This is a genomic window from Filifactor villosus (assembly GCF_042652965.1).
GTDB lineage: Bacteria > Bacillota > Clostridia > Peptostreptococcales > Filifactoraceae > Filifactor > Filifactor villosus.
Genome location: NZ_JBHSHL010000008.1, coordinates 18,077 through 39,500 on the forward strand (window position 1 = coordinate 18,077; position 21,424 = coordinate 39,500).

20 protein-coding genes and 1 riboswitch are annotated in these 21,424 nt (G+C 45.5%); of the genes, 11 read left to right on the forward strand and 9 right to left on the reverse strand.

Translation table 11 applies throughout. The features are described 5' to 3' along the window. Positions 1–72: 72 nt before the first annotated feature. Positions 73–309: a hypothetical protein gene (locus ACFO4R_RS02500; RefSeq protein WP_379787419.1), complete on the forward strand. Its 237-nt coding sequence runs from the start codon at positions 73–75 to the stop codon at positions 307–309. Positions 310–494: 185 nt separating this feature from the next. On the opposite strand, the gene ACFO4R_RS02505 is transcribed toward ACFO4R_RS02500, so the two are convergent. The 4 genes from ACFO4R_RS02505 to ACFO4R_RS02520 all read right to left on the reverse strand — a co-directional run bounded on the left by ACFO4R_RS02505 (position 495) and on the right by ACFO4R_RS02520 (position 6,225). Further along, complete coding sequence (locus tag ACFO4R_RS02505; protein ID WP_379787420.1) at positions 495–1,862, reverse strand: MATE family efflux transporter; 1,368 nt, start codon at positions 1,860–1,862, stop codon at positions 495–497. A gap of 334 nt (positions 1,863–2,196) precedes the next feature. Continuing rightward, positions 2,197–4,263 carry a M56 family metallopeptidase gene (locus tag ACFO4R_RS02510; RefSeq protein WP_379787421.1) on the reverse strand — a complete coding sequence of 689 codons (2,067 nt, stop codon included), beginning with the start codon at positions 4,261–4,263 and terminating at the stop codon, positions 2,197–2,199. Positions 4,264–4,268: 5 nt separating this feature from the next. Beyond that, on the reverse strand, positions 4,269–4,646 hold the full coding sequence (locus ACFO4R_RS02515; RefSeq protein WP_379787422.1) for a BlaI/MecI/CopY family transcriptional regulator: 378 nt from the start codon (positions 4,644–4,646) through the stop codon (positions 4,269–4,271). A 733-nt stretch (positions 4,647–5,379) separates the two neighbouring features. After that, the gene (locus ACFO4R_RS02520; RefSeq protein ID WP_379787423.1) at positions 5,380–6,225 is read right to left on the reverse strand and encodes an NAD(P)H-hydrate dehydratase; all 846 of its coding nucleotides are present in this window, start codon (positions 6,223–6,225) and stop codon (positions 5,380–5,382) included. A 370-nt stretch (positions 6,226–6,595) separates the two neighbouring features. Between ACFO4R_RS02520 and ACFO4R_RS02525 the strand changes: the two genes are divergently transcribed. From ACFO4R_RS02525 to ACFO4R_RS02565, 9 genes are all read left to right on the forward strand, one after another. Further along, the gene (locus ACFO4R_RS02525; protein WP_379787424.1) at positions 6,596–7,267 is read left to right on the forward strand and encodes a hypothetical protein; all 672 of its coding nucleotides are present in this window, start codon (positions 6,596–6,598) and stop codon (positions 7,265–7,267) included. A gap of 112 nt (positions 7,268–7,379) precedes the next feature. Further along, the gene (locus ACFO4R_RS02530) at positions 7,380–8,213 is read left to right on the forward strand and encodes a thymidylate synthase (protein WP_379787425.1); all 834 of its coding nucleotides are present in this window, start codon (positions 7,380–7,382) and stop codon (positions 8,211–8,213) included. A 188-nt stretch (positions 8,214–8,401) separates the two neighbouring features. Next, entirely contained in the window at positions 8,402–8,917 is a 516-nt protein-coding gene (locus tag ACFO4R_RS02535; RefSeq protein WP_379787426.1) for a dihydrofolate reductase, read from the forward strand. A 366-nt stretch (positions 8,918–9,283) separates the two neighbouring features. Then, on the forward strand, positions 9,284–9,424 hold the full coding sequence (locus ACFO4R_RS02540; RefSeq protein WP_379787427.1) for a hypothetical protein: 141 nt from the start codon (positions 9,284–9,286) through the stop codon (positions 9,422–9,424). A gap of 69 nt (positions 9,425–9,493) precedes the next feature. Then, complete coding sequence (gene ymfI / locus ACFO4R_RS02545) at positions 9,494–10,225, forward strand: elongation factor P 5-aminopentanone reductase (RefSeq protein WP_379787428.1); 732 nt, start codon at positions 9,494–9,496, stop codon at positions 10,223–10,225. 59 nt (positions 10,226–10,284) lie between these two features. Beyond that, entirely contained in the window at positions 10,285–11,181 is an 897-nt protein-coding gene (locus tag ACFO4R_RS02550) for a DUF4846 domain-containing protein (RefSeq protein ID WP_379787429.1), read from the forward strand. 164 nt (positions 11,182–11,345) lie between these two features. Further along, positions 11,346–12,212 (forward strand): metallophosphoesterase, encoded by an 867-nt coding sequence (locus tag ACFO4R_RS02555; RefSeq protein ID WP_379787430.1) that lies wholly within the window; start codon positions 11,346–11,348, stop codon positions 12,210–12,212. Positions 12,213–12,511: 299 nt separating this feature from the next. Then, the gene (locus tag ACFO4R_RS02560; RefSeq protein ID WP_379787431.1) at positions 12,512–13,462 is read left to right on the forward strand and encodes a DMT family transporter; all 951 of its coding nucleotides are present in this window, start codon (positions 12,512–12,514) and stop codon (positions 13,460–13,462) included. Between the two features lie 658 nt (positions 13,463–14,120). Further along, the gene (locus ACFO4R_RS02565) at positions 14,121–14,306 is read left to right on the forward strand and encodes a ferredoxin (protein WP_379787432.1); all 186 of its coding nucleotides are present in this window, start codon (positions 14,121–14,123) and stop codon (positions 14,304–14,306) included. Between the two features lie 316 nt (positions 14,307–14,622). On the opposite strand, the gene ACFO4R_RS02570 is transcribed toward ACFO4R_RS02565, so the two are convergent. Then, positions 14,623–16,086, reverse strand: coding sequence for a flotillin family protein (locus ACFO4R_RS02570; RefSeq protein ID WP_379787433.1), 1,464 nt, complete (start codon positions 16,084–16,086; stop codon positions 14,623–14,625). Positions 16,087–16,266: 180 nt separating this feature from the next. Here ACFO4R_RS02570 and ACFO4R_RS02575 point away from each other — a divergent pair, with 180 nt between their 5' ends. Beyond that, positions 16,267–17,229, forward strand: a complete 963-nt coding sequence (locus tag ACFO4R_RS02575; RefSeq protein WP_379787434.1) for a sugar phosphate isomerase/epimerase family protein — start codon at positions 16,267–16,269, stop codon at positions 17,227–17,229. A 287-nt stretch (positions 17,230–17,516) separates the two neighbouring features. Here ACFO4R_RS02575 and ACFO4R_RS02580 read toward each other — a convergent pair whose 3' ends face one another. The 4 genes from ACFO4R_RS02580 to ACFO4R_RS02595 all read right to left on the reverse strand — a co-directional run bounded on the left by ACFO4R_RS02580 (position 17,517) and on the right by ACFO4R_RS02595 (position 20,583). Next, on the reverse strand, positions 17,517–18,161 hold the full coding sequence (locus ACFO4R_RS02580; RefSeq protein ID WP_379787436.1) for an ABC-2 transporter permease: 645 nt from the start codon (positions 18,159–18,161) through the stop codon (positions 17,517–17,519). A gap of 217 nt (positions 18,162–18,378) precedes the next feature. Continuing rightward, the gene (locus tag ACFO4R_RS02585; protein WP_379787437.1) at positions 18,379–18,978 is read right to left on the reverse strand and encodes an ABC-2 transporter permease; all 600 of its coding nucleotides are present in this window, start codon (positions 18,976–18,978) and stop codon (positions 18,379–18,381) included. Beyond that, the gene (locus ACFO4R_RS02590) at positions 18,978–19,835 is read right to left on the reverse strand and encodes an ABC transporter ATP-binding protein (RefSeq protein ID WP_379787438.1); all 858 of its coding nucleotides are present in this window, start codon (positions 19,833–19,835) and stop codon (positions 18,978–18,980) included. Before ACFO4R_RS02590 ends, ACFO4R_RS02585 begins: the two co-directional genes overlap by 1 nt. 376 nt (positions 19,836–20,211) lie before the next feature. After that, positions 20,212–20,583, reverse strand: a complete 372-nt coding sequence (locus ACFO4R_RS02595; protein ID WP_379787439.1) for a GntR family transcriptional regulator — start codon at positions 20,581–20,583, stop codon at positions 20,212–20,214. Positions 20,584–21,247: 664 nt separating this feature from the next. Then, positions 21,248–21,424: riboswitch (Lysine riboswitch) on the forward strand.

Consider the following 21,424-nt stretch of genomic DNA (forward strand, 5'->3'; position numbering starts at 1 on the left):
ACATAAACACTTGTGTTAAAATTAAGTTGCGACTGTCAGAGCAACTTAATTTAACACAAGGAGGTGTCATTTATGGGGATAAATGACATAAATAGTTTATCGCATACGAAGTGGAATTGCAAATATCATGTAGTGTTTGCACCTAAATATCGAAACAGAGAGTTTTGGTGTAAAGGATATTATGTAGATACAGTAGGAAAAAATGAAGTACGAATTGCGGAGTATATAGCAAAGCAGTTAGAGGAGGATAAGTTAGGAGAACAGTTAGTAATGAGTGAAGTAGGAACTTTTAAATCAAAGAAAAAGTAACAAACAGGTAACGCGACTGACAGTCGTATTTACACGTTTGACGTGTACGCGAGGAGCATAGGGCTATGCCCGCAAAATAACAACCACGCGTTTGACGCGTGGATGTGTTTTTCAGTTGAAGCCTTGTTCGAAGAGTTGAGTATCAAGGTCAAAGGAGTTTTGAAGGGGGATTGCAAAATTGTCCCCTATTCGACTGAGAGAAAACGGATCTTTGTATCGTAGAGCCGTTTGAGAAAATAGAAGCTGAACATAATGGAGACCACTTCCGCGATAGGGAAGGAATACCATATATATCGGAAGGGGAGCAGTCTCGAGAACAGATAGGCCAATGGAAGGATAACTACCATTTGGCGGATGGCGGAGATATAGAGGCTGTATTTTCCGATGCCCACTGCCTGGAACAAGGCGGAGATAACGATGCCGACCGCTGCCAATCCGAAGTGAAGTGAGATGATGCGAAGGGCGGGAACACCGATGGCAAGCATCTCGTCGGTTGCATGGAAGATCCCCATCAGTTTTGCCGGAAACAGGAAGAAGACCACCGTTCCCGATAACATAATGCCCAGTGCGATCATGATCCCGTATTTTAGAGCTTGCATCATCCTATCTCTGTTTTTGGCACCGTAGTTATAACCCAAAATAGGCATCAGCCCTTGATTGAGACCGAACACCGGCATAAAGACGAAGGATTGCAGGCGGAAGTAGACACCCATAACGGACACGGCAGCTTCCGAGAAGGAGATCAAAATAGAGTTCAGTCCTGTAATCAGCAATGCTCCGATCGATTGCATAACAATCGAAGGGATACCGACGGCATAAATCTCCTTGGCAGTCTTGCGGTCAAAGCGGTAGGACTTGAGACTGATATGGACTTCATGTTCCTTTGTCAGAATCACATAGGTAGAAAAGATAAGTGCCACCGTCTGCCCGATAACGGTTGCGGCTCCGGCTCCGGCTACTCCCATTTTCGGAAAACCGAAGAGACCGAAGATCATAATCGGATCCAAGATGATGTTGATCAAAGCTCCGGACATTTGAAAAATCATCGGATAAATCATATTCCCCGTTGCTTGTAAGGTTTTTTCAAAGTTGATCTGAAGAAAGATTCCTATCGAAAAAACAGTGATGATCTTCAGATAAGACACTGTGTTTGCAAAGATATATTCATCCTCTGTAAAGATGGAGACGAACGGCTCTACAAAGAAGATGCCCAAGAGGGCAAATACCAAGAAATTGAGAAAGCCCAGATAGACGGCATGGGTTGCAGCTCTGCTCGCATCTTCGTGACGGCGTTCTCCCAGCCTTCGTGAAACGACGGAGTTTAATCCGATGCCGGTACCTACTCCGATCGCAATCATCAGGATTTGAACGGGAAACGAGAGGGTTACCGCTGTAAGAGCCTTCTCTCCCAAACGGGAAACAAAGATACTGTCAACAATGTTGTACATGGACTGTACCAACATTGCGAACATCGCCGGCAGGGACATTTTGATAATAAGAGGCAGTACCGGCGCTACCCCCATTTTATTTTGTGTTTCGGTTGTTGTTTTCATCCAAACTCCTTTCTGATAAAAACGATAGATCAAATATATATAACGTGTATTCGGTCTCCGGATTACGATGCTCACAAGCCTACTGAAAAATAGGGTTTATATATGATCGTGGAGTCTATTACCGTATTTTAATATAATACTATAAGAGGGAGCTTAATGTCAAAAGACAAAACGGAGAATAATATCAGATACGGTATCGGGATCCTTATAGAATAAACGAAGCAAAAAGATACCGAACCATGCCGGAAGATGGTTCGGTATCGGAAAAGAAGGGACCCTGTCTATATTCCGAGAGCCCTATATAGGTTTATTCGTATTTCAACAAGGAAGGGATTTAATCATCGTCATTATCGTCGTCTTTATCATCATCTTGGTCCTCGTCGTCATCATTATCGTCGTCTGTATCGTCATCGTCATCCTTGTCGTCTTTTACTTTGTTGTCGTCGTTCCTGCTTTCTTTTACTTTGCCGTTGTCGTTTTTATTGTCTTTTATCTTGCTGTCATCGTTCTTACTGTCTTGTACCTTGTCATTATTATTCTTGGACTTATCACGATCATCGTTTTTGTCGTTATCTCGGCTCTTGATTTTTCCGCTCTCCTGCTCGCGAACCTTTTCAGAGGAAGCATCGACCTTGTCATTGTTACGCAATTCAGATCTTCCGTCTTCATTACCGGATGTCGATTTTATGGACTCAACCTTAGAACTGTTCAAGCCTGCCTGATTAACAGCTGCGGACTTCGCTCTGTCAGGAGAGTTTCCTGAGGTATTTGAAGAAGCTGATGTTTGAGCAACTTCTGAGGCGTTGGAGGAATTTGGCCCTTGGACAACTTGGTTATTCTGAGAAGGAGAGAACCTCTCGATATCGGTATCTTTGTCCAAGATAGAGCCGGATGTTGCATCGATTTCATAATCATATTTTTTTCCATTGCTGTAAAACTCAATATCGTACACCTTTCGACCATCGTCATTGTCGAGTTTGGCTTTTATGAAGGATACGTTGGAAGAGTTCAAGCCCGCGTTCTTAAGAGCAATCTCTTTCGCTTTTTCAAGGGAGATTCCTGAAGTGTTTACAGGAGTGGATCCTTGAGGAGTCTTATTGTTTTGTGGAATCGAGAAGTTGTCAATATCGGTGTCTTTATTTAAGACAGCTCCGGATATTGCATCAATCGTGTAATCGTACTCTATGCCATTGCTGAAAAATTCGATTTCGTAGACCTTTGTTGCTCCGTCCTTGTTAAGACGTGCATTTACAAAGGATACATTTGAGGCCTGCAAGCCTGCGTTATTCAGAGCGATCCTCTTTGCCTTCTGAAGCCCGATATTGTTTTGTACCGGCGAAGCGAATACAAAGACGGAACCCGAGGCCAAGGTCAAACCGAGAGCCAATGCGATTCCTGCCATGGAATACTGTTGTTTTCTTTTGTTGGACTCCATAATATGAAAGAGTCTTCTTTTCAGGTTGATTTTTTTCGTATAAAAACAAGTCGAAAGTGCAATCGGACGCTTTACATTCATATCGATCATACTGATGATGACCTCTCCGTAAAACCGTCTGTAATTACTGTCTTTTCCAAACAGAACGGTTTCATCGCAGTAGGACTCTCCGTCGTTGTAAACAGTCGGAACAAAGAGGTACAACAGAGGATTGAACCAGTGCACCGCCAAGGTCACAACAGTCAGGAAATTGACCCACAGATCCTTGTGCTTATAATGGGTCAGTTCGTGTTCAAAAATCAATTCCAACTCGTCTTCGCTGAAGGCTCTTTGAGGAAGAAGGACGACGGGTTTAAAGATCCCGGTCAACATCGGAGTGTTGATAAAGGGACAGACAGCAAGGTCTATGCGTTTCTTGTCAAGTCCCATATAGGCTTTGACTTCATCGAAGAGCACCAGAGTCTCGGCCTCTCTTACTTTTTCGCCCCAACGTCTGATCATACGTCGAAAATTTCGGTATTGCAGCATATAGCGACTGAAGACAAAAATGGCTCCTACCGCCCATATCACAATCAATGTGTTAAGGGTAAAGAACACATGGAACCAAGACCTTACATCCGGATCGGAAGAAGGCCCTTCTTCTTGCCGAGCGGACTCCTGTACCTGAGAATGTTCCGGATCGGAGTTTTTTACGGTAAACTCGGCTGCCGGAGGCTCTTTTTCCGGTTGTTCGACTTGAATACGTTCTTCCACCGGCGGGGTTACCGAAGGGGAATTTAGAGTGATCAAGCCCTTGCCCAAAATCGGGCGAAATGGAATTATAAGACCTATCAGCAAGACGATCCACATCATATAGCGTGTCTTTGCCGTTATCTTCCTAAGCGTTATGGAAGATAGGAGGAAAAGAGAAAGCATAATACATGACATGACCGCACTGACAGACAACAGTGTAATCAAAAATTGCACAAGGATCACTTCCTTTCTTTAAACCACTCTCGCAACTCGTCCAAGTCGTCGGAAGATAAATCTCCTTCCAAACAAAATGTTTTGATAAGCGTTCCGATGGAATTTCCCGCATATCGTTTCAAAAAACTTCCCGTCTCAACCTCAAGATAATCCTGTTCTGAGATGAGGGGAGTGTAGCAACGTTCCCTTCCCACCCTTGAGCTGCTCAAAAATCCTTTTTCCGTAAGGCGAGCCAAGATGGTAAGCAGGGTTTGGGGTTTCCAACTGACATCTGGATCCAGCTGCTCCATGATTGTATGCGTTGTAACGGGTGCTTCCGAATGCCAAATGGCCTTCATAACCGTAAATTCCGTATCGGGCAATCTTTTTTGGATATTTTTCATGACTTCTCTCCTTGTTCTACAACTGTCTTAACTATATTCTACAACGTCGCATCCAAAAGTTCAATAGGTTTTCCCGAAAAAGTTTGGGATTCGTTCCAAAACAAGGAAATAGCAATGAAGAGAAGAATTTACAATTTGGTCATACAAACAAGGCCGATTTTGGATATACGAGTTTGTTAGCTTATATTTACCGTTTGTTGGAGAAATCAAACAGAAAAACAAAAAATTGCCTTATTATCCGGGAAAAAGCTTGAGAAAAAGAAGGGATAGGATTTTTTGATCGAAGGAGGAACATATCCACATCTACAAAACCATGGAGTACATGGTTTGGATATTAGGGGAAACAACGTGTAATTTCAAGATAATGAGACTCCTTGATCAAAGATGCTCTCCGCCAAAAGGAATAGGATGTCAACTGTTTGAGCCGTTATGCAATATCGTTTTTTGCAACACGGCAATTCAAACAGGGTCGCTGTAAATTTGATTTTTGTACGAGAGAGGAGGTTTTTGAAGCCGTTGATTCGACAAATATTCGTATTCGGTAAATTCCGAAGGAACTAGGAAGTCCGAGTTTGTACGGGGTTTCACAAAAATCCCGATTTGAGATCGACAACGGGGTTATACTGTTCTTCAATGGAAGTATGGATAGCTATTTTTCGACCGCGAAAAATTGTTTTATCTTCTTATGGGTCAAAGATTGTTTATGTCCACAACTCAAAGAGGAATACCAGCATCAGTCTTTCTTTAACATCAGCTCCCTGATCACAAAAGGCAGGCGGGATATCACATCGCCGGCAAGTACGCTGTACATTGTCTTAGAGAGTTCTCGGGCCGTGTAGGAGTGGAGGTAGACTGCGAGGACACAGGCTTCGAGAGGGGAGAGTTTTTGTCCGACAAAGGAGGCGATGATTCCGGTCAAGGCATCTCCCATGCCCCCTGTCGCCATCTCGGGAACTCCGACATCCGAGAGGTAGGTGGTCTTCCCATCGGTGATAACGGTGGTCTCGCCCTTGAGGACAAGGATCAGGTTGAAGTTTTGAGCGAAGGTCTCGGCAAGCTCCACCTTGTTTGCCTTGATCTCTTCGATACTTGTTGCACTGAGGCGAGAAAACTCTCCTTCGTGAGGAGTCAGGATCAGGGTCTTATCCGTCCGCAAGAGGGACGATTTCTCTGCAAGAAGGCTCAGACCGTCGGCATCGATGACGAGGGGGCAGTTTACGCGGTTCAGGAGGAGGGAGAGTTTTCTTCTGCTGTAATCTCGGATTCCGCTCCCGCAACCGAAGGCGACACAGTCGGCGGAGTGGAGAAGTTGAAAAAAATCCATCTCATAGGTCTGGAGGTCCAGAACCATCTCTTCGTTGAGCTTTTGGGCTACAATAGAAAAAATCTCCTTTTCGACCGCAAGGGTAACAAGGCCGCTCCCGCTTCTTATACAGGCCCTTGCGCAGAGGCAGGGAGCTCCGGGAAAACGCGGACTTCCCGCAACGATGAGGACCCGTCCGTAACTTCCTTTGTGGGAGGATCGTTGTCTTATGGGAATAAGGGTTCGGATAAATTCGGGAGTCAATGTGATTGTCATAAGGGACCTCCTTTGCAGATCTCAAAAGCCTTGAATAGAAGGGGATGTGAATATCTTATTGTCATCGGCGATTCGAAATTCGAATCCATGTTGTTATACTGTTTTAGAAAAATACTGCACAAGATAAACTCCTTATTTTTCTTATACAGAATTATATCACTTTGGACTTCGGTTTAAAACAAAGGGCGAGAAGAATATAAGATTTTCACACAAATCAGGTATATATTCTTCACACAAATCAGGTATAATAAGTAAAGAAACTTATTGTGACGGCCGAAGAAACGGTTTGTTCCGTTCGTGATTCGGACGAAAGAGGTCCGCTTGATAAGGGGCGGACAAAAGATCGAACAAGAAGGGGAGGATGATAAGAATGAGAGTTTTGAGAAGATTAGTGTTTGTTTTGCTCATAGGCTTGATCCCTGTAACCGTGTTTGCGGGAGATGCTTTGCACCGTCTGACCCACAACGATCAGGACGGGCTCTACCTTGCCATTTTGGAGAAGATGGATGACACGGAGCTTTCGTTTCGTGTGGAGGAGAGCGTTGTAAGTGTGGAGAATATGTCGCAGGACAAGTGGGAGCCTCTGGAGATCAATCACTTTCGCCTGAAGTATTCGGCGATTCCCGAGATCAATATGGTGGGTCAGAGACCGGAGGGTGACTTTTTTGAGGTCGAAGAGCCTTATTTGGTATCCTTGAACAAAGATGGAGAGGACTTCCGGGTGGAATGGGGAATCTTTAAACTCGAGAAGGACGAGGAAGGAAAGTTTCATCTTGCTTCTCATGAGGGGATGAATGAGTATGAAAAATCCGTAGCAAAAACGATCGAAGTCTTTATCAACTCCAAGGGGCAGAAGATCGAGTTTTTCCCTACATCTCCCAAGGAGCAGGAGCATGGTTCGACAGAAGAGGTGAAGACGGAAGAAGTTCCTGAGGAAGAGGTTCAAACTCCTCTTTTTCAAGGAGGGATAGGTTACCTTGTTTTGGCAGGACTCTTTGTTCTGCTTATATTGACGAAGATAAACAGGGGCAGAAGTTATTGAAAAAGCGAACACAGATAGAAAATACGGAAAGCCGCTCGGAAGCGGAGGATGAAGACCTTAGCGATTTGAGCTCCGAATCCGAGGGCTGTAACGTGGAAAAGGAAGGATGATCATGACAAAGGCAGATAGAATGTTTAAGGACTTATGTACCAAGATACTGACCCAAGGCAGTCATACCTTGGGAGAGAAGGTCAGACCCAAGTACGCTGACGGAACACCGTCTCACACCTACTTTATCAACCAAGTGTGGGAGGAATACGATCTTCAGAAGGGGGAGTTTCCTATTTTGACCTTGAGACCGATTGCATGGAAGTCTGCCATTAAGGAGATTTTTTGGATCTATCAGGACCAGACCAACAGTTTGGACGTCTTGGAGGAAAAGTATGACATCCATTGGTGGAATGACTGGGAGGTCGAGGCTACGAGGACGATCGGCCAACGTTACGGTGCTACCGTCAAACGCTACGATCTGATGAATAAATTACTCGACGGTTTGAAGGAGCAACCCTACGGGAGGAGACATATTATCAACCTCTATCAGTATGGGGACTTTGAAGAGACGGGCGGACTTTTTCCCTGTGCCATGGAAACGCACTGGAATGTAAGGCAGGGTCTGCTCGATATGACCTTGATCCAGCGTTCTTCCGATGTTCCCGTGGCAAATGCCATCAACAAAATCCAGTATACCGCCCTTCAGCTTATGGTTGCCAAGGCGGTCGGTCTGGAGCCGGGAAGATTTTGTCATCTGGTTCAAAATGCCCATATCTACGACAGGCATATTGATGCCGTACAGGAATTGTTGTTAAGGGAAGGGCAGGAAGCCGATCAGGTACGTTTGATACTCGATACCGACAAAACGGACTTCTATCGTTTTGATATTGATGATTTTAAGATGGAAGGCTACGAACCGGACAGACCGAACCTCAGTTTTGAACTGGCGATATAGATGACCGCCGATACGGGTGTTCTTGTGCTCTCTTAGGGCAATACCGTAAAAATCGAATGGACAGGTTGAACCTGTTGAAGCATATTATTCTCCAAGTGGCGTTTCAGTGATGAGACAGGTTTCAACCCCTGCGGTTCAAACGGAGAATAGTATAAAGAGATAAGAAGGATAAAACAAAGGAGAAGAACATGCAAAGACTGGACAACTTGTATTCCATAGTGGCAATGACCGAGAAGACAAGGGCAATCGGGCGAAAAAACGATATGCTCTATCACCTGCCCGAGGATTTGAATTATTTTAAAGAAACAACTCTCAATCATACGATAGTGATGGGATATAACACCTATATGAGTTTTCCAAAGCGTCCTCTCCCGAACAGGAAGAACATTGTACTGACCAGATACGATAGGGTCCTGGAGGGGGCGGAGATCCTCCACGGCATTGAAGAGGCTTTGGACTATGCAAGGAAACATAGGAACGAAAAGATTTTTGTCGTCGGGGGAGATACCGTATATCGACAGTTTATGCCCTATGTATCCAAACTCTATATTACAATACTCCGAGAGGACTCTGCGGTGGAAGCGGAGGCCTTCTTTCCCGAGATCGATGAGGATGTTTGGGTTCAGGTCAGCGAAGAAGCGGGAAGGCAGGTGCCTGAGAATGCACCTCCCTACACCTTTACCGTATGGGAGCTGAAGAAATAAGGACCTGTGAGAAAAGGAGACTTCATCGGTTTGGTTCCTCCGTGTGCCGGCATAAAAAATCAAGGTACAAGACAGCCCTACTTCCTCTTAGGTATGGAAGGGACTTCCTTATACGATTACCTATTTTAAATTGATAGATTAGGGCGATACCCAATAATTCAAAAAATCAGCATAAAATCGATGTTATACCAAGGATGAAATTCTTGGAAACATTGATATGGCAAATCTTTGTGTTTTATAGAATCGAAGAAAAATCGGAAGTTTGCCTTTGTGCAGTCTTGTCTTGGGTACTTTAAAGGATAAGTCTCAGATTGTTTTTTTCGAAGGATATCTTCCAAGAACTCGACATTTCAAACGGAGAGTATATTGCCGATCATAAGAAAGAAGCTGTGTGCTTGTAGAGTACGGGCCATGACTCAAATCGTTCAAGAGGATGATCGATTGGGAGGAAGAGTTGTAGAGGGCATATTTTTGAAGATGTTGACGGTACAAGGGGTTATTTTGTGAAAAACCTCCTGTCGCCGGAAATTTTTGTGTGGCGTTTTCCAAGAACGATAGAGAAGGGCTGAGTGATAGATGAGAACAGTATTGGTAACCGGAAGTTCAAGAGGAATAGGCAGGGAGATCGCAAGACGTTTTGCGATGCAGGGCGACAGGGTCGTCATCAACTACCACCGGAGCGAAGACAAGGCGTTGAGCCTTCAAAGGGAACTGTTGGCTGCGGGAAAGAGTGCCATGGTCATAAGGGCGGATGTCTCCTGTGAAGAAGAGGTCAGGGACATGGTCCAAGAGGTTGAAAGAAGCTTCGGAACAATCGATGTATTGGTCAATAACGCAGGGATTGCAAGTATGACGATGTTCAATGACATCGATACGAAGATGTGGAACCGAATCTTTGCCGTCAATGTCAACGGGGTTTATCACTGCTGTAAGTATGTCCTGCCCTCGATGATCTCCCGTAAGAAGGGAAAGATTATCAACATCGCTTCGATATGGGGGCTGGTCGGAGCTTCCTGTGAAACGCACTACTCCGCGACGAAGGGAGCGATCATTGCCTTTACCAAGGCCCTTGCAAAGGAAGAAGGTCCCTCCAACATCCAAGTCAATGCAGTTGCGCCCGGGGCGATCATGACCGATATGATAGCGGGACTCGACAAGGCCGTCCTCGATATGGTTGTGGACGAAACTCCGCTGGGAGTGTTGGGCAAGCCCGAAGACGTTGCAGGTGCGGTACTGTACTTGGCATCGGAGGAGGCCGATTTTATCACGGGTCAGGTCCTTAGTATGAACGGAGGACTCGTGATCTAGGCGGATGTCACGGAAGTACACGGTTTAGATTGATATCGATGCAACAGAGAGGAGAGAAGATGAAGAAGATCGTTATAGGCCTGCTGCTTCTTGCGGGAGTTCTGTCCGCTTGTGCGGCAGCTCCGAGACAGGAGACGACGGTTTCTTCCGAACCGTTGAAAAAACAGGAAAAAAAGGAAGAAGTTATACAGGAACTCATCGTCAGGGAAGGGACGAACCTTGAGAGTAGGGTAAAGACCCCGGAGGGATTTCAAAGAACGCAGGAGAAGAAGGGGAGTCTGGGAGAGTTTCTCAGAGCCTACCCTCTGAAACCTCATGGAAGTCCCGTCCTCCTCTTTGACAAGAAGAAAAAGCGGAACCAGGGAGCACACGAGGCGGTATTTCAGATGAATTTGGGAAGCAGAGACCTGCAACAGTGTGCGGACTCCATTATGAGGGTCTATGCGGAATACCTGTACCAAAGCGGGCAGAAGGATAAGATCGCCTTTCACTTTGTTGACGGTTTCCTTTGTGATTACAAGCATTGGAGGCAAGGATATCGCGTAGCCTTCCAAAAAAACGGAAAACCTTATTGGAGCAAAAAAACGGGGGTCAAGGATGACAGGGAGGTTTTTGAGAAGTATCTCAATGTTGTCTTTGCCTACTCTTCGACCCTGTCCATGGTTGAAGAAACAAAGAAGATCTCCCCCAAGGATCTCAAAATCGGAGATGTCTTCCTGCGAGGCGGAAGCCCCGGACATATCGTGATGGTCGTCGATACCTGCAAAAACCGGAAGGGCGAGTTGCTCTTTCTCCTGGCACAGGGCTATATGCCGGCGCAGGAGTTCCACCTGCTCAAAAATCCTCAGAATAACAAAAATCCCTGGTATCGTCTGGAAGAGGGGCAAAAAGAGCTCTCGACACCGGAGTACGGATTTGCCGTCGATGAACTCAGAAGGGTGGTCTACTTGGATTAAGAGGAGATCTTCGGTATCGGGTCTACACTTGGAAAGCACCGTATACGGGTGAACGTCGGACCTTCCTGTGAGATTGTAAAAGGGAGGACAGGTATGAAGAAGTTTTGGGCATCTCGGCTCCGTGCTTGAGCCGTACGGTGCGAACAAAGAAAGAAGGCAAGACTATGAATCTGTTGAAATATGTAGGAATTCCTCTTCTTTTGGGAGCTTTGGCCTATGTCCAAAACAACAGGTTGACCGTATCCCGTTATGTTTGGAGCAGTCCTAAACTTCCGAGTTCCTTCGATGGATACAGGATCCTTCAACTGTCGGACCTTCATCAAAAGACCTTCGGAAGAGGAAACAAACGCCTTTTGATGAGGGTGGAGAAGGAGAGACCCGATCTTATCGTGATTACGGGAGACGTTCTCTTCGGCTACACCCCGGATATCGACAAGGCGATCGAATCCGTTGCGGGACTCTCGGAGCTTGCACCGACCTACTTTGTCAGCGGAAACCACGAGTTCAAGCAGGATGAAAAGATGAGGGAAGAACTGTATCGACGATTGGAAGGAGAAGGAATCCACATCCATAACAACAGGTGTGTGCGTCTTCATAGGGATGGCGGGGAACTCGTCCTCCTGGGAGTCGATGACCCTACCTGTTTTGCATGGAGGGAGAGACGGGAAAGGTTTTTCCGCCTGCTGTCTAACTTGGTGGAGGGTCTTGGGGCAGAGGAACTGAAGATCCTGCTTTCTCACAGACCGGAAAGGTTTGCTGTCTACGAAGCCTGCGGGATTGATCTGACCTTTAGCGGTCATGTCCACGGAGGCCAGATCCGACTTCCCTTTTTAAAGGGACTATATTCTCCGGAACAGGGCTTGTTTCCTAAGTATCAAAAGGGGATCTACCACAGCGGTACATCCTCCCTTGTTGTGAGTGCGGGCTTGGGAAGGAGCATCATTCCTCTTCGAATCAACAACTATCCCGATATTGTCGTGGTGGAATTTAAGAAGGAAATACAGACAACGAGAGCTTCGATGAGGACATAAAAACCTGTCTTTTCGGGATGTTGCCGGATCAATACCGAAATTCAAAAAGACGGGGAGGACATCGTCCGACACAAAAAATGGTAAAAGCATTCGTTTTAGCGACCTGTCCTTCTCCTCGAAACGATTAGAGAGAAGCATCTTTGTGCGCAATCTTCTTGGAGACGGTAGGGGGAAGGTTTTTCTTCATCCTTCTTCCCTGTTGAAACTCCGGACCAAATAGTGTATGGTAGATAGATAAAGAAAAACACTTATGTAAAGAGCACACAAGTTTATGAAAACATGCTTTGACGGAGGAACTTATGAACAATAACAAAGGTTTGATCTACATACTGATGGCAACTTTGATGTTTTCGGGGATGGAAATTGCCATAAAGGCAACGAACGGAGCCTTCAACCCCATTCAACTCAACCTCATCCGTTTTACCATAGGTGCCGTTATTCTCTATCCTCTAGCACGCAGGCAGTTAAGTGCAAAAGGGTATCGTTTGACGGCGAAGGACTACGCTCAATTCAACCTTTTGGGATTTGTCTGCACCACCTTCGGAATGACGTTTTTCACCCTGAGTGTCAATTATATTCCCGCACATCAGTCCGCACTGATCTTCGCGGGCAACATCTATTTTTCGATTCTCTTCGCCTATGTCATCCTCAAGGAGGTCATCACTCGCTTCGACCTTGCAGCGATGGCAGTTTCCTTCACGGGTCTTATGATCCTGATCAATCCCTTTCGCTTTGAAGGAAGTGCCATAGGGGTGATCAGTTGCCTGACCTCGGCGATTGCCTTTGCCTTCTATGGGGTCTTGGCGAAGCTGTTCAGCAGAGGAAAGCCTACGGGAGGAGTCGTTACCACCTGCTACAGCTTTATTTTCGGGAGTTTGCAACTTGCCCTTCTCATTGTGTTGAGTCGAATGGAGGGGATTTCGGGATATGTTGTTGCAAAGGGGCTTCCTATTTTTGCCGATATTCCCGTAATTCGAGCTGTCAGCATGGACAATCTGCCCTATCTCCTGTATATCTCGATCGGAGTAACGGGGCTGGGGTTTGCGTTTTACTTCCTCGCCATCGATACGGTGGGAGTTACGATGACGAGTTTGGTCTTTTTTATCAAGCCGGTCCTTGTTCCCGTTCTGGCCTACCTCGTTTTGGGAGAGGAGATCCCGGTACGTTCTCTCGTCGGGCTGGGATTTATGCTGGTGGGTTCGGCGATCCTGTTTTACAGCAATGTTCGTAAGATCAGAGCTATGGTATGACGGAGTATCGATGGTGTGAAGCGGCTTTTCGAGGGTTTTGTTTTTTGATTGTATACTCTTATTCATTGGAGCTATGGATATCGGAAACTTGTACTCAACAGAAGATAACACGGATGTTTGTGGTCATACAATAACGATCCGTACTTCTATTGAAAAATAGTATAAGGCGATGTTGCATAATTCGAAAAAAACAGCATAAAATGACTTTTGTACGAAGGATGATATTCTTGAAAATATCGATATAACAAACCTTTGTGTTTTATCAAATCGAAGAAAAATTGGAAATTTGCCTTTGTGCGGTGTTTCCTTCATTTCTTTTCAACGATTTGTTTCGTCCGCCTAAGAAGTTTTTATACTATTCTTCGATAGAAGTATGGTAATATCTGTTTTGTAACCACGAAAATTCGTGTTCTCTTCTATGGAGTGCAAATCGTTGATATCCATTATTCAAAGGAATAGTAGTATTAGACACACTCCGGGATAATAGGGCTGGGGCCGTTCAAAACAAACACGTTCATAAGCCTTGTCTTTCCTCTGAAGAAAACCCGCCTTTTTTGAGGAGGGAAGGCTGATTTTTTGCGGTAAAAAGGTTTTTAAGGAGCGGTTTCGGGGTAGGATAAGTCTGAGGGTAACTGATTGAAAATAAATAGGGGGAAGTATGAAATTGAGAGTAAACGGAAAAGAATGTATCGGTTGCAAGCTATGCGTACGGACTATGCCGGACATCTTCTTTATCAATGAGAACAAGGAAGCCGATGTCCAAAAACAACCGGAGGAGATGACGGAGCAACTTCGGGTCATCATCGAGTCCTGTCCGGAACATGCGATCGAATGGGAGGATTGATTTTCTTATGAAGAAAGTGAGGACTGTCGGAGGAATAGAAGTTCCTCCGACGGTCCTCACTTTTTAGTTGTACCTACTTTTATGCGACAGAAATATCCGATCTGCAAGGAGTTTATACTATTTTTCAATAGAGGTATAGATATATCTGTTTTTCAAACTACGAAAAGTTGGTTTATCTTCTATGGGTCACAGATTGTTTATATCCACAACTCAAAAGAATAGTATTAGAGCTCTTGGGGAAAAGGATACAGCCTATAACACCTACATTGTTATCCGTTTGAACTGCGGACATCTTCCATCTTATCCATATTCTCTCCTATTGCTGAGTATCGCCTTCTTCTTTCTCTTGTGCAAGGCAGATCGGCGGTTTGTCTTCTGTTTCCCTGTCGTCTTCCAGGATATTGTTGACGGTAACCTGTTTGGACATCAGTCCCGTTCCGACCGCACCTAAGAGCAGGGACTTCAGATCCAAGCCCATCGAGTCGTTGAGACCGTCGGTGATCTGGGTAAGGGATTTGGTAATGTCTCCGACGAGCTTGCTGTTGTTTCCGTCCCCGTACATCGTGATTTTGTCAACCTTGGTCAGAGGCTCTGCAATATTCTTTGCAATCTCGGGCATGGCCTTGAAGTACATCTCAAGGATGGCACCTTCTCCGTATTTTTTCATCGCTTCCGCCTTCTTGTCGATGGCTTCGGCTTCCGCAAGTCCTCTGGCACGGATAGCCTCGGCTTCTGCAAGTCCTACGGATTTTTTGGCCTCCGCCTCCGCCTGTGCCTTAAGCTTGATTGCACTGGCTTCGTTTTCCGCACGGATACGGATGGCTTCCGCCTGCTTGCTCTCTTCAAACAGCTTTGCCTGTGCTTCCTGTTGACGTTGGTAGAGCTCCACGTCGGCGACCTGTCTTTGTTCCGCATCGAGTTTTGCCTTTTGGATCTCGATCTGTTTTTGTTCACGGATTAAGTTGGCTTCGGCAATCTTGGTCTCCTTGTCTTTTCTGCGTTCTTCCGTCTGGATGTCGTAGGCCATATCGGCCTCCGCCTTCTGTCTGTCGGATTCCGCCTTCAATTGAGCTTTCTTGATGGCAAGTTCGTTCTGACGTTCTGCGATGATGCGTTGGGATTCGACTTCCGCATCGTTGGCCTCTTTGTTTGCGTTCGCCTGCGCGACCACGACGTCCTTGTCCGCAATAGCCTTGGCGATGGCGGCATCCTTGCGAATCTTTGAAATGTTGTCGATACCGAGGTTTTCGATTACTCCGTTCTCGTCCTCAAAGGACTGGATGTTGAAGGATACAATCTCCAAACCTAACTTTTCCAAATCGGGAACGGCATTTTCCTGAACCTTTTCTCCGAAAGACTTTCGGTCCTGAACCATGGTGGGAAGGGTGAGCTGACCGATGATCTCACGCATATTTCCTTCCAGTACGTCTTTGACCTGTGCAATGATGTAGTCTTCCGTCTGGTTCAAAAAGTTTTGGGCTGCCCGTTCGATCATATCCCGGTTGTTGGGCACCTTAATTTTGACGATACCGTCCACTCTGACGTTGATATAGTCGTTCGTAGGAACGGCGGTACCTGTCTTCACATCGACACTCATAACTTTGAGTGAGAGTTTATCCAAGCGCTCGAAGAAGGGCACGCGGATCGCAGCTCGACCGACGATGATCCGACGTTTGAGACCTGAGATGATAAACGCCTTGTCCGGCGGCGCTTTTACATAACCCGTTACCACTAACAACAAAATCGGAATTGCAATAATAAGCGGAGCAAATTTCTCCATAATGAACAACCTCCTTTTAAGTTTGATTACAGTTATTATAACATAACTCGAGATGGAAAATGTTTCAAAATAATGTCAACAGAAAAATATGTTTGGAAAATTGGAGTTTATATCGGTGTGGTGGTCGGGTAATAGTATAAAAGTGAAAAGTATCGTTCTGGTAAGAACCGGGAGAAGAATATGTATCGATTGATCAGTTTGGTAGGGTATCGGGATACCCTCTGTGAATATAAGGACAGTAGGGACTTGGAGTCCTTCTATGAAGAATACGGTTTGGATGGGATCGAGCTGATCCGTTGCGGAGAGGTCGACACTTCCTACATCCGAGACGAGAAGACGATAGGAGTTCATCTTCCCTATTATAGTGATTGGATGGATTTTTGGCTGGGGAAGGAAGACAGGCTGCTTCGGGAATACGGCAACAGATCGGTGTGGGAAGGTTTCTACGGGGGCAGCGACAGGCAGACCCTGCTCGATTTTTACAAGAGGGACCTGGACTATGCGCACAGTGTCGGGGCGAAGTATGTGGTCTTTCACGTCTGCAATGTATCGGTGACTGAGACCTTTACCCGCGACTTTGCCTATACGGATGAGGAAGTTATCGCTGCGACCTGTGAGCTCGTCAATACCCTGATGGAGGGTGAGGACTATCAGTTCGAATTATTGTTCGAAAACCTGTATTGGAGGGGGCTGACCTTCACTTCGGCGGAGATCGCACGAAAACTGCTCGAGGGAACGGCCTATGCCAAAAAAGGATTTATGCTCGATACGGGCCATATGATGTGCACGAACCTCGACTTAAAAACGGTTGAGGAAGGGGTGGCCTATGTCGGAGACTTCTTCAGGAGGGAGAAGGACCTTGCCCCCTATGTGAGGGGCATCCACCTCCACAAGAGTATATCGGGGGACTATGTCAAACAGGCTCTCGAACAACCCCCCGTTCTCAAAACGGACTTCTACGAAAGGTTTGCTCAGTGTTATGAACACGTTTTTCAAATCGACAGGCATGAGATCCTGACCTGCAAGGGTACAAGGGAGCTCATCGAGTACCTGGACCCCGCCTACCTCGTCTTTGAGTTTCGGGCGAACAACCGAGAAGACAGGGAGAAGAAGCTGGCGGAGCAGTTGAAGATCTTTTTGTAGAGGGATAAGAGAGGCTCAATCTCGAATGGCCTACGATTCCCCAATGGGAAAATACTGCATAATTCGAAAAATCAGCATAAAACTGAGTTTATATGAAGGATGAAATTCTTAAATGTGTTGATTTGACAAACTTTCGCATTTTGCAAACTCAAAAGGGAATTAGGAGTTTGCCTTTGTGCGGTGCTTCCATAGAAGTATGGATATATTTATTCTGCGACCGCGAACATCCGTGTTATCTTCCATAAAGTACACATCGTTTATATCCATCGCTCAAATGAATGATTGTATCAGTCCGCATCCCTGAAGCAGAAGCGTCTCGTAAGGGTGGTGGAGATAAGGAAGAGGACTGCAAAAACCGAGGTCAGGATAAGCAGGAGACCGATCTTGGGTCTTATCAGACTTGTAACTACGGAAGCCGTATGTTCCCCAAATATCCTTGTCAGGATCCCGGGAAGAACGCAGATCATGATCCAAACGAAGAGGTAGAGGGAATCCACCTTGGAGTTTCTTAAAAATTCGGTGGGCAACATAAGGGACTCGGTGATACCGACGAGCAGAAGGCCGAGGACAAAGCTCTCGATATGGGGGAGCTTGCCCAGCGTCAGGCTGAAACACAGGGAGAGAAGGAAGGCAATCCCCAGCCAGAGAACCGGTATCACGATATTGTCGGCAAAGGTCCCGTAGACGATGTCCTTCGGATCGACGGGAAGGCTTCGATACAGGGTCGTCTGTTTGCGATCCCTTCTTCTGTCCCTGTAGTAGGCCGTGATAAAGGCGGCGTAGAGCGCCATCTTGTCAAAGACAAGGATACTGCCCTCACTGACGGCATCGAGCCCCATGATGATGAAGACGACAAAGACCATAAGGAGGATGACGGTGATCATAAAAACTCTTTTTTTGAAAAAACCCATGTGGATAAATGCGTGTAACATCGGATAACACCTGCTTTCTTATCGGTTTTGTGTGGAAGGTATGAAGGGAGAGTTTCCGCTTTGTACGGGGTCTCCTCCATCCTTCCGCGGAGATATCGGCAACTCATTCTATTCTCCGATACAAGTATGGTTCTATCTATTCTGTAACTACAAAAACGTATTGTTTCTCCTGTGCAGTGCAACTTGCGGATATCAATGATTGAATAGAAATATCGTTCTATTCTCCGATCATGCGGTAGCCACTTATAAGACCTATTCCGATCCAAATAACACAGACGAAGCAGGCTCCGATAAGGAAGGGAAGCTCCGCGGAAGAGAGCGGGACGAACACAGCGAGAGTAACAAAGAGACTGAAGCTCAAGATGATATAAAAGATCTTCTCCGATACATAGAACATAAACAGGGAACAGAGTCCCGTTTGGGAGCCGTACATAATAAAGAAGAGAAGGGCTTCTCTTGTAAGATCCGGCGATAGGGAAGCTGCATCGTTGAAGAGGAGGGCGATCCCCGTCGAGAGCAGAAAGCTCAAAGTCGCTATGACAAGCGAGCTCACAAGGGGACGGACCACTACCTTGTATCTCTCCAGGGGGAGGGACAAGAGGAGGAGTTTGTCCTGTGCGGATCTCTCGTAGAGGGAAGAGCGGGAGATCATGAAAAACAGGGCAAAGCCGATGAAGGAAGGGGAGGTAAGAGGGCTGTCCCTTAATATAAGGCGAAAAATGATCACAACGAGGACCAGTGCCTTCGGCAGTATCTTCTTCTCCTTGACCTCACATTCCCAAAATACCATAACATCTTTTTTGAATAAGGCATACATCAGAGTTCGCCTCCTTTTTTTCTGTCATAGAAGTACATAATATCCTCTATGGTGGGGATTTCCGTCATCAGAGAATTTAAGTCGAAGTTTGAAAGTTCCCGTTTGTCCAACAGGGCGGAGAAGCTCAAGGAGGTTTGTTCATACCCCTTACATAGTTTTCTGAGCCTTTCATCGAACCGAGCATTGCTCCCTTTGATCAGGACGAAGGTCTCCTGCACCTCCAAGGTGGACTTGGAGAAGATAAGCCTGCCGTCCTTGACAAAGGTCAGGTAATCCGCGACCTTGTCGAGGTCCGAGGTCAGATGAGTGGAGAATAAGATGGAAGCCTTCTCCTTCTCCAGATACTCCTGAAAGAGGTGGAGGACCTCTCGACGCACTATGGGATCAAGGCCCGCCGTCGGCTCGTCCATCAGGATCAGCCTTGCGTGATGGCAGAGGGCGGTAACGATGGAATACTTCATCTTCATCCCCTTTGAGAGGTTCTTTATCTTCTCGTTCTCATCAAGTTCCATCCTTTGAAGAAGGTCACGGTAGATCTTCCGGTCCCATCGACTGTAGAACTTGCTTAGGATCTTGCTCATATTTTTGATGCTCAAGTATTCATAAAAACAGTTTTCGTCATAGACAAAGCCGATTTGATCCTTGATCTTCTTCTCATCTTTGACATTGTCCAAGCCGAAGATTTCGATCTTGCCGGCATTCTTGTTCAGCAGATTCATGATCAGATGGATCAAGGTGGTTTTTCCGGCTCCGTTGGCTCCGATCAGTCCCATAATATAACCCTCGGGAAGATGGAAGGAGATGTCCTCCAAACCGAAGGTCCCTCTGTATTTCGTTACTTGTTCCAGTTTCAGCATAGCTTTGTGCCTCCTTTGAAAATTCGGTTGTATCGATGTTCTTCTGCTTGTTGTATTTTTTTATGCTATAATGCCGGAGATACCGAAGAGATTCTCGCTGAAAAATGACTTGAAGGATGATTACTTCAAGGCACTCAATCTTTCTGTATTGACAAATCGTTTTTCTCTAAGAGATAGGATATAGGCGGTAGTCTCTTACCCGATCTTTCCATAATTAAGAAAACACTGCATAATTCAAAAAAGCAGAAGAGATTCAGGTTTTCTTGGACAAACACATTTCTGAAATCCCTCATTATTAGAGTCTTTTTATATCTCGCAAAACAAAGGGAAAATCATTTTGTGTCTTTGAGCGCTACTTCCTTAACAGACAATGGTATTATTTTTCATAGAGAAGCAGAAACATTTCGACTAACCGTTCCTGCTCCATTCCGATGCTCTCCGCCTTGTCGATGGCGGTTTGAAGCAGTTCTTCGATCTCACATAATTTTTGTTCCCTCAGATGTTCGGTGTTTGTTCCCAAGACATAGGAACCCTTGCCCTGCATGGTCGCGATATAACCTTCGGCCTCCATGTCGTCATAGGCTCTCTTGGTCGTGATTACCGATACTCCCAACTCCTTTGCAAGGGAGCGAATGGATGGGAGAAGATCGCCTTCTCGGATCTCTCCGAGGAGGATCTGTTTTTTGAGCTGATTCTTGATCTGCTCGTAAATAGGTTCCTTGGAAATGTTTGAAATAATAAGATTCATAGGTTGTTCGGTCTTTTGTACGAGACTCTCTTGAACGGCCTTTGTATACTCTCAACAAGCTGTACTCGATGTGTGTACGCTTCCTATCGGCTATGGTCCAACAAGGGTCCGGTACTTGCCGGGCTCACCCCTCCTTTCTGTAGAAACTGATAAAATACTGCACAAGGGGATGATTTGCTTCCGCCCTTGTTTTATAGAATATAAAAAATTACGAAAGCAATGTGTTTAAACTCTTTGTTTTTATACGATCCTCCATCACAATTGTTTATACTGTATATATATTATATAAACAGTATAAACAATTGTCAAGGGTAATTTTACACACAAAGAACAGTGGGACTTGTCCTAAACGATTTTTTGCAAGTGAGAGGGTCTTTTCCTTTAAATGAACAAGGAGGATTTTGAGGGAGATAGAACATAAGGTGTTGCAAAGAAGAGATAAAACGAAAAACGATATCCAAATAAAGAAGGATGAGGATATGGACACGGAAATTCTTCGACAAAATCTCTCTAGATGCCGAAAAGAAAACTTTAGAGGACGAAACTTCGTAAAATTCGAACGGGAATAAAAATTTAACGGGATTAGGGAAAATAGACATTGACAAACGAAAGCATAAATTATTATAATGAACATATAAGACTTTGTCTTACATATGCTTTTTTGCAAATAAATAGAGGTGCGGTTGGAGGGGTATCATGTCTTGTTTGAGGAGCAGTTGCCGAGAGACAAAGGAGAAGGGACAATCGCCGAAAGGAAGTTTCGGGCTGCGGAAACTTTGCTTGGGAACTCATCAAAGGGTGGGTTACTGTCATGTAAGCTACATGGAGCGCTATTTATGGA